Raw genomic sequence first — 14,041 nt, 5'->3', positions numbered from 1 at the left:
AAATCGCTTTTAGAAGAACGATAGCTGTTCTTCCGAATCTTGGGTGATCAGTTGCTCGATCGCGCCTCGTCGATACATCGACACCCCACTGCGGCGAGACACGCGCGGCTCAAGTTCGGCACTGGCAAATCGGGCTTGAGCCATCTTGGTCGAGCAATTGAGCAACTCAGCCGCTTTTCTCAACGGCAACCACTCTTGAGCAAATCTCGCCAACAATGCCCGATCGTCCTCATTTTGAATCTCTTTGAGTAAATGTTCTGCCAAAAGCCAACAGGCGAGCGTGTCGGCGGCGGCACGATGCGATCGACCCACCTGAAACCCAAAATATCTCACTAAATCGGGCAAGCTTCGAGAGGGCAAATCGGGCAACATCAATCGAGACAGCGCCACCGTGCAGAGTTGCTCACTGGCAGGGCGAGAAAACGGAATGTGCAACTGCTCATACTCAAATCGGATGAAGGCGTAATCAAACTCAAGATTGTGCCCGGTCAAAACGCCTGTGTTAAGCAACGGTAAATAGTCTTTCCAGACATCAGCCGGAGTCAGAGCCGTCTCGATCATGCTTTGAGAAATGCCCGTAAATCGAACGATTTTTTGGGGAATCAAAACGTCAGGATTGATCAGATGCGTTTGCTGATGCTGAATGCCGTCTCGAAGGCTGGCTTTTAACGCCGAGATCTCAATGACTCGATTCTCAGGAGGCTGATAGCCTGTCGTCTCAACGTCTACGATCGTAAACGCTTGCTGACTCAGGCGGCGATAATGGGTCAAGAGATCGATAGACAGCACAGCACAGTGACTCAACGATACAGAACAATGATATCGATTCTGAGTGCTACCCGTTACATTCTTGGGTTTGAAGACGATCAGAAATCGCAACTTTTAGTTTAGTACACTTGCCCCGTCTGAAACCCTGCACTACAATGGCGGCGGTTGTCTTGAGAGGAAATTTCTATGAACAAAGGTGAACTCGTTGACGCGATCGCGGCTAAAGCCTCCGTCACTAAGAAAGAAGCCGATGCTATTTTGACGGCGACGATCGACTCGATTTTAGAAGCGGTTGCCAGTGGCGATAAAGTCACTCTGGTGGGCTTTGGCTCGTTTGAAGTCAGAGATCGTCAAGCTCGCGAAGGTCGTAACCCTAAAACGGGTGAGACGATGCAAATCCCAGCAACTCGCGTTCCTGCCTTCTCTGCGGGCAAATCCTTCAAAGATCGGGTCGCTCCTGACAAATAGATTTTAGGGTTCAGGTTTCAGATGAAGACTCGGTTCTGACCTCTGAAACCTGTAGCTAAACGAAGTAAGCTATCAAAGAAAAGCCCGCTTAAACTTCGGTACGAGGTCTATCAATGAATATTGAAACCGTTGCGACTCAACCCTTCTCAGACCAAAAACCGGGAACCTCAGGATTGAGAAAGCGCGTGACTGTCTTTCAGCAGCCCCACTATCTCGAAAACTTTATTCAGTCCACGTTTGACAGTCTTGAAAATTATCAGGGGCAGACGCTCGTTCTCGGTGGAGATGGGCGCTACTATAATCGTCAGGCGATTCAAATTATTCTCAAAATGGCGGCGGCAAATGGCGTTGGGCGGGTGAAAGTTGGTCAGAGCGGCATTTTATCGACTCCGGCAACGTCGTGTGTGATTCGGCAGACGGGGGCGATCGGGGGCATTATTCTATCAGCAAGTCACAACCCTGGTGGACCGGATGGCGATTTTGGGGTGAAATATAACATTAGTAACGGCGGACCTGCACCCGAAAAAGTCACAGAGGCAATCTTTGCCCACAGTAAAACGATCGAGCAGTACAAAATTGTGACTGCGCCTGATGTCGATTTAGATACGTTAGGAGAGTCGCGGATTGGTGAGATGGTGGTCGAGGTGATTAACTCAGTGACCGATTACGCCAAGCTGATGGAGTCGTTATTTGATTTCGAGCAGATTCACCAACTCTTAACCGGATCGTTTCGGATGTGCATGGACTCAATGCACGCGGTGACAGGACCTTATGCCCATGCGATTTTTGAGCAGCGATTAGGTGCCCCTGCCGGAACGGTGCAAAATGGCACTCCGTTAGAAGATTTTGGCGGCGGACACCCCGATCCAAATCTGGTGTACGCTCACGATTTGGTTGCCATTCTGTTTGCTGAGAATGCGCCTGATTTTGGGGCTGCCTCTGATGGAGATGGCGATCGCAACATGATTTTAGGACGAAAGTTCTTTGTCAACCCCAGCGATAGTTTGGCGGTGTTGGCAGCGAATGCGACGCTAGTTCCGGGTTATCGATCGGGATTAAAGGGAATTGCTCGATCGATGCCTACGAGCCAAGCTGCCGATCGAGTCGCTGAGAAGTTAGGCATTCCCTGTTTTGAAACGCCAACCGGATGGAAATTCTTTGGTAATTTATTGGATGCTGATCGAGTGACGATTTGCGGTGAAGAAAGTTTTGGAACTAGCTCAAACCACATTCGTGAAAAAGATGGATTGTGGGCGGTGTTGTTTTGGCTCAACATCTTAGCGGTGAAGCAGCAATCCGTTGAGGAATTGATGCACGACCACTGGCAAACCTATGGGCGCAACTATTATTCTCGCTATGACTATGAAGGAGTCGAGAGCGATCGGGCAAACACGCTGATGACTAATCTTCACGCTCAACTTCCGACTCTCAAAGGCAGAAAGTTTGGCGTTCGCGAAGTTGAATACAGCGATGATTTTAGCTATACCGATCCGATCGACGGCAGCGTTAGCAACAATCAAGGCGTTCGGATTGGATTTACCGATGGGTCTCGCATTGTGTTTCGTCTATCAGGTACGGGAACTCAAGGCGCAACTCTTCGCGTTTATCTTGAGCAATATGAAGCCGACCCAACTAAACATCATCTCGACCCGCAAGAGGCATTAGCGGATTTAATCGCGATCGCCGAGCAAGTCGCTCAAATTCGCACTCTCACCGGAATGGAAAAACCGACCGTTATCACATAGATTTAACCGTTAATCCTTACAATGGATGGTATGAACGTTCTACTCAGCGTTTCTGCCATCCATTCTTTTTAAAATGCCGACTAAACTCTTCATCGTCGAAAGCCCTGGAAAGATCAAAAAACTCAGCCAGATTTTAGGATCGGATTGGATCGTCAAAGCCAGTATGGGACACGTCCGCGAGTTGGCGAGTGATGGCATTGATTCCCTAGGCTTTGACTTGAATGGCGATCGAGTGCAGTGTCGATTTGTGCCGCGGGGTGAGCGCGGCAAAGACACGATTCAGCAATTGCGATCGGCGGTGAGGCAAGTTCAAACCGTGGTGCTGGCAACGGATGACGATCGCGAAGGAGAAACGATCGCGTGGCACATTCAGCAAGCGTTAAATCTCAAACAGCCGCAGCGAGTCGTTTATTCTGAGATTACGCCGACTGCGGTGAAACGTGCCATTTTGCAACCGAGACCGATTAACCAAAATCTGGTTCACGCCGGACTTTGCCGCACCGTGCTCGATAAATTGGTCGGCTTTAAAGGGTCGCCATTACTTTGGCAGTTGCAAATTGGCGCGAAATCAATGGGGCGCGTGCAGAGTGCGGCATTGCATATTCTCTGCGATCGTGAACGCCAAATCGAAGCCTTCGTGCCGCAGACTTATTGGAATGTGTGGGTTGACTACGCAGAAGGGTTTCGGGCATTTTATCGCGGCACTGAGACGACGACTGATGACGAGTCACCTGCTGATGATGCGACTAATCCGACTGAGCGCCCAACTCAAGAATCTCATCGCGTGTTGAGTCAGGCAGATGCCGATCGCTTAGTGCAGCAGGCTCAGGCATTTCCGCATCGGGTGCGATCCATTGATGGTAAAGTCATTAGCCGCACGCCGCCACCGCCTTTTGTGACTTCGACGTTGCAGCAAGCCGCCGGATCTCGCCTCAAGTTCAGCCCTGAGAAAACGATGCAGGTGGCACAGTCGCTCTATGAAGCGGGACTGATCACCTATATGCGAACCGATAGCGTCGAACTGAGCCAGGAATTCACCGACCAGGCGCGGCAGTGGCTCGTCGGACACGATGCTGAAAATGTGCCTAAAAAAGTCACCCATCACCGCAAAGTTAAAGGCTCTCAAGAAGCACATGAAGCGATTCGTCCGAGCGATGTCAATCGCGCCTCAGCCCAACTCAGACTAGATTTGTCGAGCGACGCATTTGCGCTATACGTGTTGATTTGGAAGCGATCGATGGCAACGCAGTGCCAATCTGCACGAGTCAGGCAAACCTGCATTGTGACGCAATCGGGCACGATTTTCTGGCAGGCAAAAGGGCAGGTGATCGAGTTTCAGGGCTACAGCAAATATTGGAATAACCTGAGTGCAGATGTCGAACTGCCCATTCTCAAAGTGGCTCAGGCATTGACGTTAAAACAATCTGCCCACGAGCAAAAACAAACCCAGCCGCCGCCTCGCTACAGTGAACCCAAATTAGTTCAAGTCATGGAGCGGCAGGGAATTGGTCGCCCCAGCACCTACGCGCCAACGATTCTGACGTTAAAAGAGCGTCTTTACGTGGACGTAATTAAAGGAGCATTACAGCCAACGGTATTGGGTTTGGATGTCGATCGCTTCTTAGCAGATGCATTGCCCGACCTATTGCAATCCGAATTTACAGCGCAAATGGAACGATCGCTCGATGACATTGCTGAGGGCAAACAAGACTGGCAGCGCTATCTCACTCACTGGAACGAAACCTATTTTGAACCTGCGCTGCTTCAGGCTCAGAGAGTTATTCCTCAACATCTGACCACCAACCCGGCTCCGCGACCTCAAACGCACCTCCAGACCTCGCGCACCCGCTGCCCCCAGTGCGAAAAACCACTGGCTAAAATTCCTAGCCCCAAGGTTAAAAAGAAGTATTTTCTCAAATGTGTCGAGGGCTGCGAGAACGTGGTGCTGTTTTGGTCAGATCGATCGAAGCGATGGGAAGCACCTCAGCCCAAATCCTCAAACACAGCTACCAAGCCTCAGACAACTGATCATCTATGTCCGGTTTGCCAGCAGCGTTTAGAGCAGTATGCCTATCAAAAAGAGGGACAAGATAAACGGCTACTGCGCTGCTCAAACCCGAAAGCGCGGGACGATCGCCGACATCAAGATGTGGTTTACTTTCAAACTGCAAAAGGTTGGTGGAGTCCAAAGTTGGGAGATTTGGCGGTTCCGGCATCTCACAAATGATCAATAGGAGCCAATGATAGTAAAACGAACATCAACGCTATCAAAGATAGGATCATCGAAGTTAATGAGCAAAATACACGTTGTTTAATCGTGTCGAGATAGGCTTTAGATACTAGAATAAGACTGTGATATCACGATGGATATTGAAAAATGACGGTCGCAAAAACTAAAAAATCGATTGCCGCAAATAAAGTTGAGGCAACTGCAATTGATCAGATTGAATCACTGTTTGCAGATTTGCCCGAAAAGCCTCAAGAAAATGTGTCGCTACGGGAAGCGATCGCCGAACTTCGAGAGCCTCTAAAAGCATCTCTCGCTAAGGGATATAGCTATGATGAGTTGACAAAGATTCTGAATGACAACGGCATTGAGATTCGAGCTTCGACGCTAAAGCACTATTTAGCGACGGCTCAAAAACTATCGTCTCCTCGCACTCGCAAAACGAGTTCTAGACGCGTTCAAAAATCTGCTTAGATGACTGCCTGTTCAGATCCCCGGGTTTAAAAACCGGGGATCTTTTAGTTTAAGGGTCTATCTGTGCTCTCGATTTCATTTGATCACAGCGATCGAGATCTCCTTAAATCCCTCTCAAAAAGGGGGCTTTTGCTGAATCTTTCTTCTGTCCTTGAAAGCATTTTGCTTATCTCTATCCGCCATTAGATCGTCCTTGATCGAGCCAGTCATCGCTTCCTGATGCTGATCACCTTCAGCCCGACGCTGATTGCTTAACGAGAATGCAGCATTTAACGTGTCTAGCGCCGCACTTTGCCGCGCCGCATCTGCAATATCAAACTCCTCTGCCCAGCTAAACCCAAATTGGTTGAGATGATTTCGACTTTGCCACACGATCGAACGGGCGTTTTCAGTGATGAATTTCTTGTATTTCGGGTTAGGAGATGTTTTGTGCAGGTAAGCCAAGTTCTTCATAAAGATGCCCTTAAACTGCGGGGCATCGTCGCCACAACTCACGGGGTCACATGGCTCTTTTAAGATTCCATTGGGGGCAAGATGAGTGATCGCAGCCTGAGCGATCGCGTGTGCCTGAGTCAGCAACTCTTTATCTTTCGTGCTTTTATAAAGATCGACTAATCCTCCTAAAATAACTCCTTGATTATAGGTCCAAGTTGTTTGCCCGTTGTTTTTGCAACTATCATTCAGCCCATCATTCACAAGATTTCTTTGGTTAATCATTTTGGTTTGTTTAAACCATTTCCATTCTCGTTGCGCCCAGTCTAAATAACTTCCTGCCCCTTTATCTCCAGGCGTTCTTAAATGCAATCGCGCTGCAATAGTCAAAAACAACTCGTTGGTGATTGCGTTCTTATATTGCCGTTTTTTATGCCACCAAACACCACCGCCGCAAGTTGAGTCCCAGCCGCCCTTCATGTCATCAAAAATCGTCTTTGCCATGTCCAAATAGCGAGTTTCACCCGTCAAATCATACGCTTTGATCCAGGTGAGTGCCCACCATCCCTGATCGTCATAAAACCATTCATTTAGAAATCGAGTGTTTTTATGTTTTTCAAACGTGTTGAAAATGTTGCCTCGATAAGTTCTGGCATCAGTGAGTGCAGAATAGTCGATCGTAGTTTCTAGTGCGTTTGCTGAATTCCACCAGTTTGTCGAGTTCCACAATCCGGTTGAGAGATTATAGAAGACTTGCAGAGCTGCCATTCCTGCGGTCAAGCTAGCGTGATAACTTCCGGGTAAAACCATGCCTGTTTCCTTGTTCAAGATTGCGATCAGAACGACCGTGCTAATCGCTCAGATCAACGTCAGAGACGGCAGTTTACCACCTCAAGTCGATCTGTTTTTTAGCAGCCGATCGTGCCCTTGCATAGGTTACAGCTTGATTATTCTCTTTTGGTAAATTCTAATAACTTCATGAAGTCAGGGCACAACGCGCACCACAGTGCCAAGGCTCACCTCTTGAAAGAGCGCTTCAACATCGCGGTTGTACATCCGAATGCAGCCGTGTGATGCCGCTTGACCCACAGAGCCAGCCTCTGGTGTGCCGTGAAAGCCGATCCAGTTATTGCCATCCGTCCAAAACCCGATCCAATAAGAACCCAACGGATTTTTGGGATCGCCACTCGCGATCGTCTTGCCCGTGAATGGGTTAATCCAGGTAGGATTTTGCTGCATATCCATCACTTTAAATTCGCCCGTTGGCGTTTCCCAGCCTTCACGACCAACGGCGATCGGATAACTCTTGAGCCGAGTGTTGCCCGAATAAAGCGCCACGCGACGACTGCTGAGACTGATTACTAAACGCGGCGTAGAGTCAGGAACAATTTGAGGCGCAGGAGTTGGGGGAGTCGTTGGACTGAATGAAATAGACGGCAGAGGTTTTGAAACTTCAGCCACCCGATCGAGAGAAGGTTTAGGTTTAAAAATCAGTGGAGCTGTCAGTGCCAGAACTGAACCTGCTACGACAAAAAATAGATACGATCGCTTTGATAAATATTTTCTCATTTTGCGATTTGCTGATTCGTTCAGCGTCTATTGCCTCATAGCACTGTGGCGCACTTCATTTATGTGGAATGCGCCAGTTAGCTTACGTTTCTATTGATAAATTTAACGAGTCTACCAAAGCGCTCTCACGCCGCCTGTCGTTCTATTGGTCGTTCCCCCTGTGCTTGGCGTTGTCGTGTTGGTTGTCCCTATGCCCGGAGTGGTGGTGTCTATTCCGGTTCCTCCAGTCGAATCGACCGTTCCTGTACTCGGAGTCAAAGTGCCCGCCCCTGGAGTAGTCGTATCGATTGTTCCAGTTCCTCCGGTCGAACCGCCTGCGCCTGTGCCTGGGCTAAAAGTGCCCGTCCCCGTACTCGGAGTGGTCGTATCGATTGTTCCAGTTCCTCCGGTCGAACCGCCTGCGCCTGTGCCTGGGCTAAAAGTGCCCGTCCCCGTGCTTGGGCTGGATAACCCATCGCCGTTTATCGTTCCCCCCGGAGTTGTCGAACCGCTTGAGCCTATGCCACTACTAGGCGCTCCGCCTGTGCTGCCTCCTGTCGATTGAGACAAAAGGGGCTGATTTTGAGTAGTCTGGGATGATTGAGAACGAATCAAAGCAAGTGAAGGTAGACCTAATAAGGTGCTGATGCCTAAGACTCCAACAATGCCAGCCAGAAGCTTGACTGAATTACGACTGTTTTTTGTGTTCATAAATAATTCCTGAAATGGTGTGCTGCGGAATGCACCAAATTTCGATTCATCCAGCGGAAGTTGATATGGGAGTAACTCAACAAGTGGTTTGGTTTGACAATACGTCATCAAACCACGGTATTTCGCGGACATTTAGACTAACCCTAGCCTGATGACTCGATCGCCTCCTCAGCCAAAAGTAAGGGATTGATTGGGCAAAGAATATCTAAATAAAAAAAGACCTAATCCTCTTCTGAAAAGGGGTTAGGTCAATAGTTAGCGATTAGAAGTGACCCGATCGAGAAACGTTTCCTTCAAACCCTTACTAGGCTAAAAAAATTCATTTTGCTCCCGGCTGACAGCGCGCTGAAGTCACAGGTGCCTATTCTCTATCCCTATGCTTAACGTTCAGTAGCTACCCCAGTTCTACTCGATTCTGAGCAACGATCGCAAGGCTAAACCAGTAAATTTACAGATAGTTCACGTAGCTCTTCACAGCAGACCGCGCTTTGGCTGAAAACTCTGCAACCGCCGAGAAGCGATCGCAGAGATAGCCTGATGATTAAGAGCAACATAATCTCTGTCCAAAGTCAAGTAAAGCTAATCACTATTTTCCATCGGTGCATTTAAAGATTGAATGAAATGCAGGAGGCATCGACTTGCTTCTAATTCCAAATTGCTAATAATTAGCACTAACCAGCCTAGTAAATTTCACTGAGTCTTTGAAGTTCAACCTAGATTAGCTAACCCCAAACGGTCTGTGGTTGCTGTCTTCCACTTTAAGAACATCTCTAGCGCTATTTATATGCTGTTTATCAGGAGTTATCGATGCTACTACCTACGCGAATTAGTCAAAAAGTTTTATCCAATCAATCAGCCGAGCTTCCTCATCAATCGCTGACTCACCCAACAACTAAAAAACAACCGATCGAAAGCATACAGGTTGAGCAAGCTGCGCCTGCATCATGGGAGATCGAAGAAACTTACTCCCTATCTCCAATGCAGCAGGGGATGCTGTTTCACAGTTTATATCAGCCTCGATCGGGCATCGACATTGAGCAAATGGTGTGCCGTCTGCCCGAAGCGATCGGGGCGCAAACCTTTCTCAAAGCCTTGAATTTCGTCATCCAACGCCATCCCATCCTCAGAACTAGCTTTTTATGGGACAGCCCCAACGAGCCGATCCAGGTCGTACATGAGTGGGTCAGACTCCCGCTAGAGCAGCAAGATTGGCGGAGCGATTCACCCCAACAGCAAGCCGATCGTCTGACTGCTTACTTGAAGCGCGATCGACAGCGGGGGCTTGACCTCACTCAGTCACTCACCTGTGAGCCTCTGATGCGGTTTGCTCTATTTCGGGTGGGCGACGCTGACTATCAGTTTGTCTGGACGTTTCATCACATCCTGTTAGACGGGCGATCGTTTCCGATCGTGCTGCAAGAAGTGTTTGCGGTTTATGCAGCATTTTGCACAGGAGATGAGTTATCGCTAGAAAGTCCTCGCCCTTATCGCGACTATATTGAGTGGGTTCGACAGCAGGATTTTTTAGCCTCTAAAAGTTTCTGGCAACACTTGCTCAAAGGGTTTACCACCCCAACTCCTCTGCTCTCTTCCCAAGCGTCTAGCCAGGTGCAAACCGAAGTCGGACACAACGAAGCTGCGATTCGGTTATCCGGCGAGTTGACGATCGCTCTTAAGTCGCTTGTCAAAGAGTTTGACGTGACGCTGAACACGATCGTGCAGGGCGCTTGGGGGCTGCTGTTGAGTCGCTATAGTGGCGAAACCGATGTGGTGTTCGGGGCAACAAGAGCGTGCCGAAAATCCACGGTTGCGGGTGCAGAGTCAATGATTGGGCTGTTGATCAATTCATTGCCGATTCGAGTTCAGGTTGACCCGGATACAACTCTGGTGCTGTGGCTGAAAGAGTTGCGATCGCAGCACGTTGCCGTTCGCCCTCACGAGCATACGCCTCTCGTTCAAGTGCAATCTTGGAGCGACATTCCGCGAGGCGTGTCGTTGTTTGAAAGCATTGTGATGTTTGAAGCCTATGACCTGAACGAGCGGCTTCAGCAACAGGGCGGCAGTTGGCAAAATCGAGAGATTCGGCTTTTAGAGCAGCCGTCGTTTCCGCTTGTGCTGATTGCGTGTTTGGGGTCAGAGTTATCGCTCAAGATTTCCTACGATCGGACTCGATTTGATCACGCTGCCATCACCCGAATGCTCGGTCATCTCCAGACAATGTTAGAAGGCATGGTGGCAAACCCGTCTCAACGTCTGGCGGCGTTGCCATTGCTGACCGTTTCCGAACGTCATCAGCTTTTATCAGACTGGAATGACACCGCCGCCGACTATGCTCAAGATACCTGTTTGCATGAACTGTTTGAAGTCAATGCTAAACAGAACCCTGACGCGATCGCGATCGTTTATGGAACGCATTCTCTCACCTATGGAGAACTGAATCAGCAGGCGAATCAACTCGCGCACCATCTCAAACGGCTGGGAGTTGGGGCGGGCACGTTTGTCGGCGTGTATATGAATCGCGGCTTAGAGATGATTCCTGCACTGTTGGGGATTCTCAAAGCGGGCGGGGCATATATTCCTCTAGAGCCGACGTTTCCCAATGCCAGAGTGCAGTGGATTTTAGAGTCGCTGTCGGTTCGCTGTGTGATTTCGCAGCCCATTCACCGATCGACCTTTGGGGAACTTCAGCCACAGCTTCCTAACTTGGAGCATCTGATCTGTTTAGATATAATGGCGATCACGGAGCCAACCAAACCCGCTGCACTGTCCACTCCTCTACACGTTTGGCAGCCATCTGATCTCGGTCAGTTGCCCACTGATAATCTGCCTAGACAGAACAGCCCAGACGATACGGCTTACATTATTTTCACGTCTGGCTCAACCGGAACGCCGAAAGGAGTCGTGGTTCGACACAAGCCCGTGATTAACCTGATCGAGTGGGTGAATCGCACTTTTCATGTGAACGCCTGCGATCGAGTTCTCTTCATCACGTCTCTCTGCTTTGACCTGTCGGTTTATGACGTGTTTGGTCTGCTGGCGGCGGGTGGCTCGATTCGAGTCGTCTCTAGTGAAGATGTGCGAGATCCACAGGCGATGCTCACCATCTTGCAAACTGAACCGATCACCTTTTGGGATTCTGCCCCACCCGCGTTGCAGCAATTAGCCCCGTTTTTCTCTACGATCAAGGCACAGAAAAGCGCCCTCCGATTGGTGTTCATGAGCGGAGATTGGGTTCCAGTCACGTTGCCTGATGCGCTTAAAGAAACCTTTCCAGGAGTTGAAGTCGTCTCTCTGGGAGGCGCAACTGAAGCAACCGTTTGGTCAAATTTCTACCGCATTGGTGACGTTGCCTCTCACTGGGCAAGCATTCCCTACGGCAAGCCGATTCAGAACGCTCAATATTATGTGTTGGACGCGGAGTTTAACCCCTGCCCGATCGGAGTTACCGGAGAGCTTTACATTGGCGGCGACTGTTTGGCATTGGGCTACACTGACCCGGTTAAAACCGCAGAACGATTCATTGCAAATCCTCTAAATTTATCGTCTCGGCTCTACCGGACTGGCGATCTGGCGCGGTTCTTCCCCGATGGCAATATTGAGTTTCTGGGTCGCATTGACCATCAGGTGAAGATTCGGGGATTCCGCATTGAGTTGGGTGAAATTGAAGTCGTGCTGTCTCAACACCCGGCGATCGCTGACTCAGTGGTGATGGCACGCGAAGATCAGCCTGGAGATAAACGGTTAGTGGCTTATGTTGTCATCGATTCAGCCGAAACTCCGACCTCGCACGACCTTCGCAATTTTCTGCGAGGAATGCTTCCTGACTATATGGTGCCTTCTGCGATCGTGGTTCTCGATGTGATTCCGCTGACTCAAAACGGCAAGGTCGATCGACGTGCTCTTCCCGCTCCAGAAGCCAACCGCACCGACGCAACTAGCACCTTCGTGGCTCCCCAAAATTCAGTTCAACGTCAGCTTGCCGAGATTTGGCAACAGACCTTAGGAGTCCCTGAAATCGGCATCACCGACAACTTTTTTGAGTTGGGTGGGCATTCGATTCTCGCGGTAAATCTGGTGACTCAAATCGAGAAAACTTTGGGACAACGGCTGGCGATCGCGGCTATTTTTCAAGCTCCTACGATTCAGCAGCAGGCGATGTTGCTTCAGCAGCCAGAAAAGGCGATATCGGGTTCGGCGATCGCTCCGATTCAACCCAATGGCTCTAAGCGACCTCTGTTTGCGATTCACGTTTTAGGAAGAGGGCTTGATTTCTATCGCCCTTTGTCAAAGCATTTGGGGTCAGATCAGCCCCTTTATGGATTGGCTGTCTTGAGTGACCAGCCCGATGCTCCACTCAACGATGTCAAAGCTCTTGCAGCGCACTACATTCAGCAGATGCAAATGGTGCAGCCTCAAGGTCCTTATCATCTGACGGGCGTATCGTTTGGCGGCACGATCGCGTTTGAAATGGCTCAACAGCTTCAGGCTCAAGGGCAAGACGTTGCCTTACTGTCAATGTTAGACACGTTTGCCCCTTCAGTCATGGTTAAAAAGCTGCTCTTACGATCGCGCTTCATCGCCTATTCTCAGCAGCTTTTGCAAATGAATCTAACGCAAATGTTAGAGAAGGTCAAAGAAGAATGGTTAGAGCAGACTCTTAGATGCTCGGTGACAAAAGGGGTCTATCAGTGGGTTTATCGCACCCTCGATCGTCCATTCCCACAGCTTTTAGAAGACATTCTCTATGCCCAAAAAAACCTAAGTGCGAGTAGTGTTTACACTCCTCAAGTTTATTCAGGGCGAATTGTCTTCTTTCACGCGAAAGATCAGAACTTTAGCATCGGGGTTGACGGCGACCCTCGATCGGGCTGGCGTGCAGTTGCGACTGGCGGTGTAGAGATTCACGAGATTCCAGGTAATCACATGGGGATGTTGCAAGAACCGAATGTAAGGCTGCTGGCTGAGAAACTCAAGTTACACCTCGATTAGAGACCGCTGAGTGATTGGTGAAGGCAAAAGCAAAGATCCCCAATTTCTCGAAGAAATTGGGGATCTGAATCGTGATTTGGATTTTGTAGCGATCAGCGTTGTTTCTTTGTGCCTAATAACCAGTTGTTGGGTTGGGTTAACTCGTCTTGTTTGCCTTTGGTCAACAGCCAAAGCGCTGTTCGAGTTCTCAGATATCCGATCGCGATGCGTTCTCCTGGCTTGATGCTAATTCCGTAGGCTGGCTCGTCGATTGTCGTGATCGTGCCGCAGTAGGAATCTGACTCGTCAACATTGACGGCAAAAAAGTATTTTGCTTCATATCCAGCAGGTAAGACAAAAACGCCGTAGACGTTGTGACGACCTTCCCACGGCTCGACAATGATTTTAGAGGCGCGAATTTTTTTAGTTGAATCGGATGTGGCGATCGCGCCCTCTGGACACCTTGACAGCGTGCTTGGTCTCTTTAAAAAGCGAACATTGCGGGGCACGATTAACGTGACTGTGACTAAAGTGACTATCAGTGCAATAACCCAGGTTCGTTTCATCGTTACTTCAAGATTTGAGGTTGACTAAGAGCTAAAGATTAATCCAGTAGTTGCCGATATTGGACTCGATTCAAGCGTCAGTTGTTGGGTAATCTAATATACTTCCCTATCCGTATCTTTGCAGTATCTTTATC

10 protein-coding genes are annotated in these 14,041 nt (G+C 49.3%); 5 read left to right on the top strand and 5 right to left on the bottom strand.

Annotation, left to right across the window (positions count from 1 at the left end; genetic code table 11):
• Positions 1-9: 9 nt before the first annotated feature.
• Positions 10-789, bottom strand: coding sequence for a 3'-5' exonuclease (locus A8707_RS12330; protein WP_068817388.1), 780 nt, complete (start codon positions 787-789; stop codon positions 10-12).
• A 165-nt stretch (positions 790-954) separates the two neighbouring features.
• Here A8707_RS12330 and A8707_RS12325 point away from each other — a divergent pair, with 165 nt between their 5' ends.
• The 4 genes from A8707_RS12325 to A8707_RS12310 all read left to right on the top strand — a co-directional run bounded on the left by A8707_RS12325 (position 955) and on the right by A8707_RS12310 (position 5,682).
• Complete coding sequence (locus A8707_RS12325; RefSeq protein ID WP_068817386.1) at positions 955-1,236, top strand: HU family DNA-binding protein; 282 nt, start codon at positions 955-957, stop codon at positions 1,234-1,236.
• A 113-nt stretch (positions 1,237-1,349) separates the two neighbouring features.
• Complete coding sequence (locus A8707_RS12320; RefSeq protein WP_068817384.1) at positions 1,350-2,981, top strand: alpha-D-glucose phosphate-specific phosphoglucomutase; 1,632 nt, start codon at positions 1,350-1,352, stop codon at positions 2,979-2,981.
• Between the two features lie 73 nt (positions 2,982-3,054).
• Positions 3,055-5,208, top strand: a complete 2,154-nt coding sequence (gene topA / locus A8707_RS12315) for a type I DNA topoisomerase (protein WP_068817383.1) — start codon at positions 3,055-3,057, stop codon at positions 5,206-5,208.
• Positions 5,209-5,358: 150 nt separating this feature from the next.
• Complete coding sequence (locus A8707_RS12310; protein ID WP_068817381.1) at positions 5,359-5,682, top strand: hypothetical protein; 324 nt, start codon at positions 5,359-5,361, stop codon at positions 5,680-5,682.
• A gap of 114 nt (positions 5,683-5,796) precedes the next feature.
• On the opposite strand, the gene A8707_RS12305 is transcribed toward A8707_RS12310, so the two are convergent.
• The 3 genes from A8707_RS12305 to A8707_RS28090 form a co-directional block, all read right to left on the bottom strand.
• Positions 5,797-6,924, bottom strand: coding sequence for a glycoside hydrolase family 76 protein (locus tag A8707_RS12305; protein ID WP_068817379.1), 1,128 nt, complete (start codon positions 6,922-6,924; stop codon positions 5,797-5,799).
• 174 nt (positions 6,925-7,098) lie between these two features.
• Positions 7,099-7,683 carry a L,D-transpeptidase gene (locus A8707_RS12300; protein WP_068817377.1) on the bottom strand — a complete coding sequence of 195 codons (585 nt, stop codon included), beginning with the start codon at positions 7,681-7,683 and terminating at the stop codon, positions 7,099-7,101.
• Between the two features lie 111 nt (positions 7,684-7,794).
• Entirely contained in the window at positions 7,795-8,373 is a 579-nt protein-coding gene (locus A8707_RS28090; protein ID WP_156518522.1) for a hypothetical protein, read from the bottom strand.
• A gap of 807 nt (positions 8,374-9,180) precedes the next feature.
• Between A8707_RS28090 and A8707_RS12290 the strand changes: the two genes are divergently transcribed.
• On the top strand, positions 9,181-13,362 hold the full coding sequence (locus A8707_RS12290) for an amino acid adenylation domain-containing protein (protein WP_082906339.1): 4,182 nt from the start codon (positions 9,181-9,183) through the stop codon (positions 13,360-13,362).
• A 92-nt stretch (positions 13,363-13,454) separates the two neighbouring features.
• Here A8707_RS12290 and A8707_RS12285 read toward each other — a convergent pair whose 3' ends face one another.
• Positions 13,455-13,907, bottom strand: a complete 453-nt coding sequence (locus A8707_RS12285) for a hypothetical protein (protein ID WP_068817373.1) — start codon at positions 13,905-13,907, stop codon at positions 13,455-13,457.
• Between the last annotated feature and the right edge of the window lie 134 nt (positions 13,908-14,041).

It is taken from the genome of Phormidesmis priestleyi BC1401 (genome assembly GCF_001650195.1).
GTDB lineage: Bacteria > Cyanobacteriota > Cyanobacteriia > Leptolyngbyales > Leptolyngbyaceae > Phormidesmis_A > Phormidesmis_A priestleyi_B.
This window is presented reverse-complemented; position numbering and strand designations above follow the sequence as displayed.

What these genes read in the sequence shown, in the direction of transcription:
- A8707_RS12325 (WP_068817386.1), top strand. Translation starts at nt 955, where the DNA reads ATGAACAAAGGTGAACTCGTTGACGCGATCGCGGCTAAAGCCTCCGTC.
- A8707_RS12300 (WP_068817377.1), bottom strand. Translation starts at nt 7,683, where the DNA reads ATGAGAAAATATTTATCAAAGCGATCGTATCTATTTTTTGTCGTAGCA.
- A8707_RS12305 (WP_068817379.1), bottom strand. Translation starts at nt 6,924, where the DNA reads ATGGTTTTACCCGGAAGTTATCACGCTAGCTTGACCGCAGGAATGGCA.
- A8707_RS12310 (WP_068817381.1), top strand. Translation starts at nt 5,359, where the DNA reads ATGACGGTCGCAAAAACTAAAAAATCGATTGCCGCAAATAAAGTTGAG.
- A8707_RS12285 (WP_068817373.1), bottom strand. Translation starts at nt 13,907, where the DNA reads ATGAAACGAACCTGGGTTATTGCACTGATAGTCACTTTAGTCACAGTC.
- A8707_RS12320 (WP_068817384.1), top strand. Translation starts at nt 1,350, where the DNA reads ATGAATATTGAAACCGTTGCGACTCAACCCTTCTCAGACCAAAAACCG.
- topA (WP_068817383.1), top strand. Translation starts at nt 3,055, where the DNA reads ATGCCGACTAAACTCTTCATCGTCGAAAGCCCTGGAAAGATCAAAAAA.
- A8707_RS28090 (WP_156518522.1), bottom strand. Translation starts at nt 8,373, where the DNA reads ATGAACACAAAAAACAGTCGTAATTCAGTCAAGCTTCTGGCTGGCATT.
- A8707_RS12290 (WP_082906339.1), top strand. Translation starts at nt 9,181, where the DNA reads ATGCTACTACCTACGCGAATTAGTCAAAAAGTTTTATCCAATCAATCA.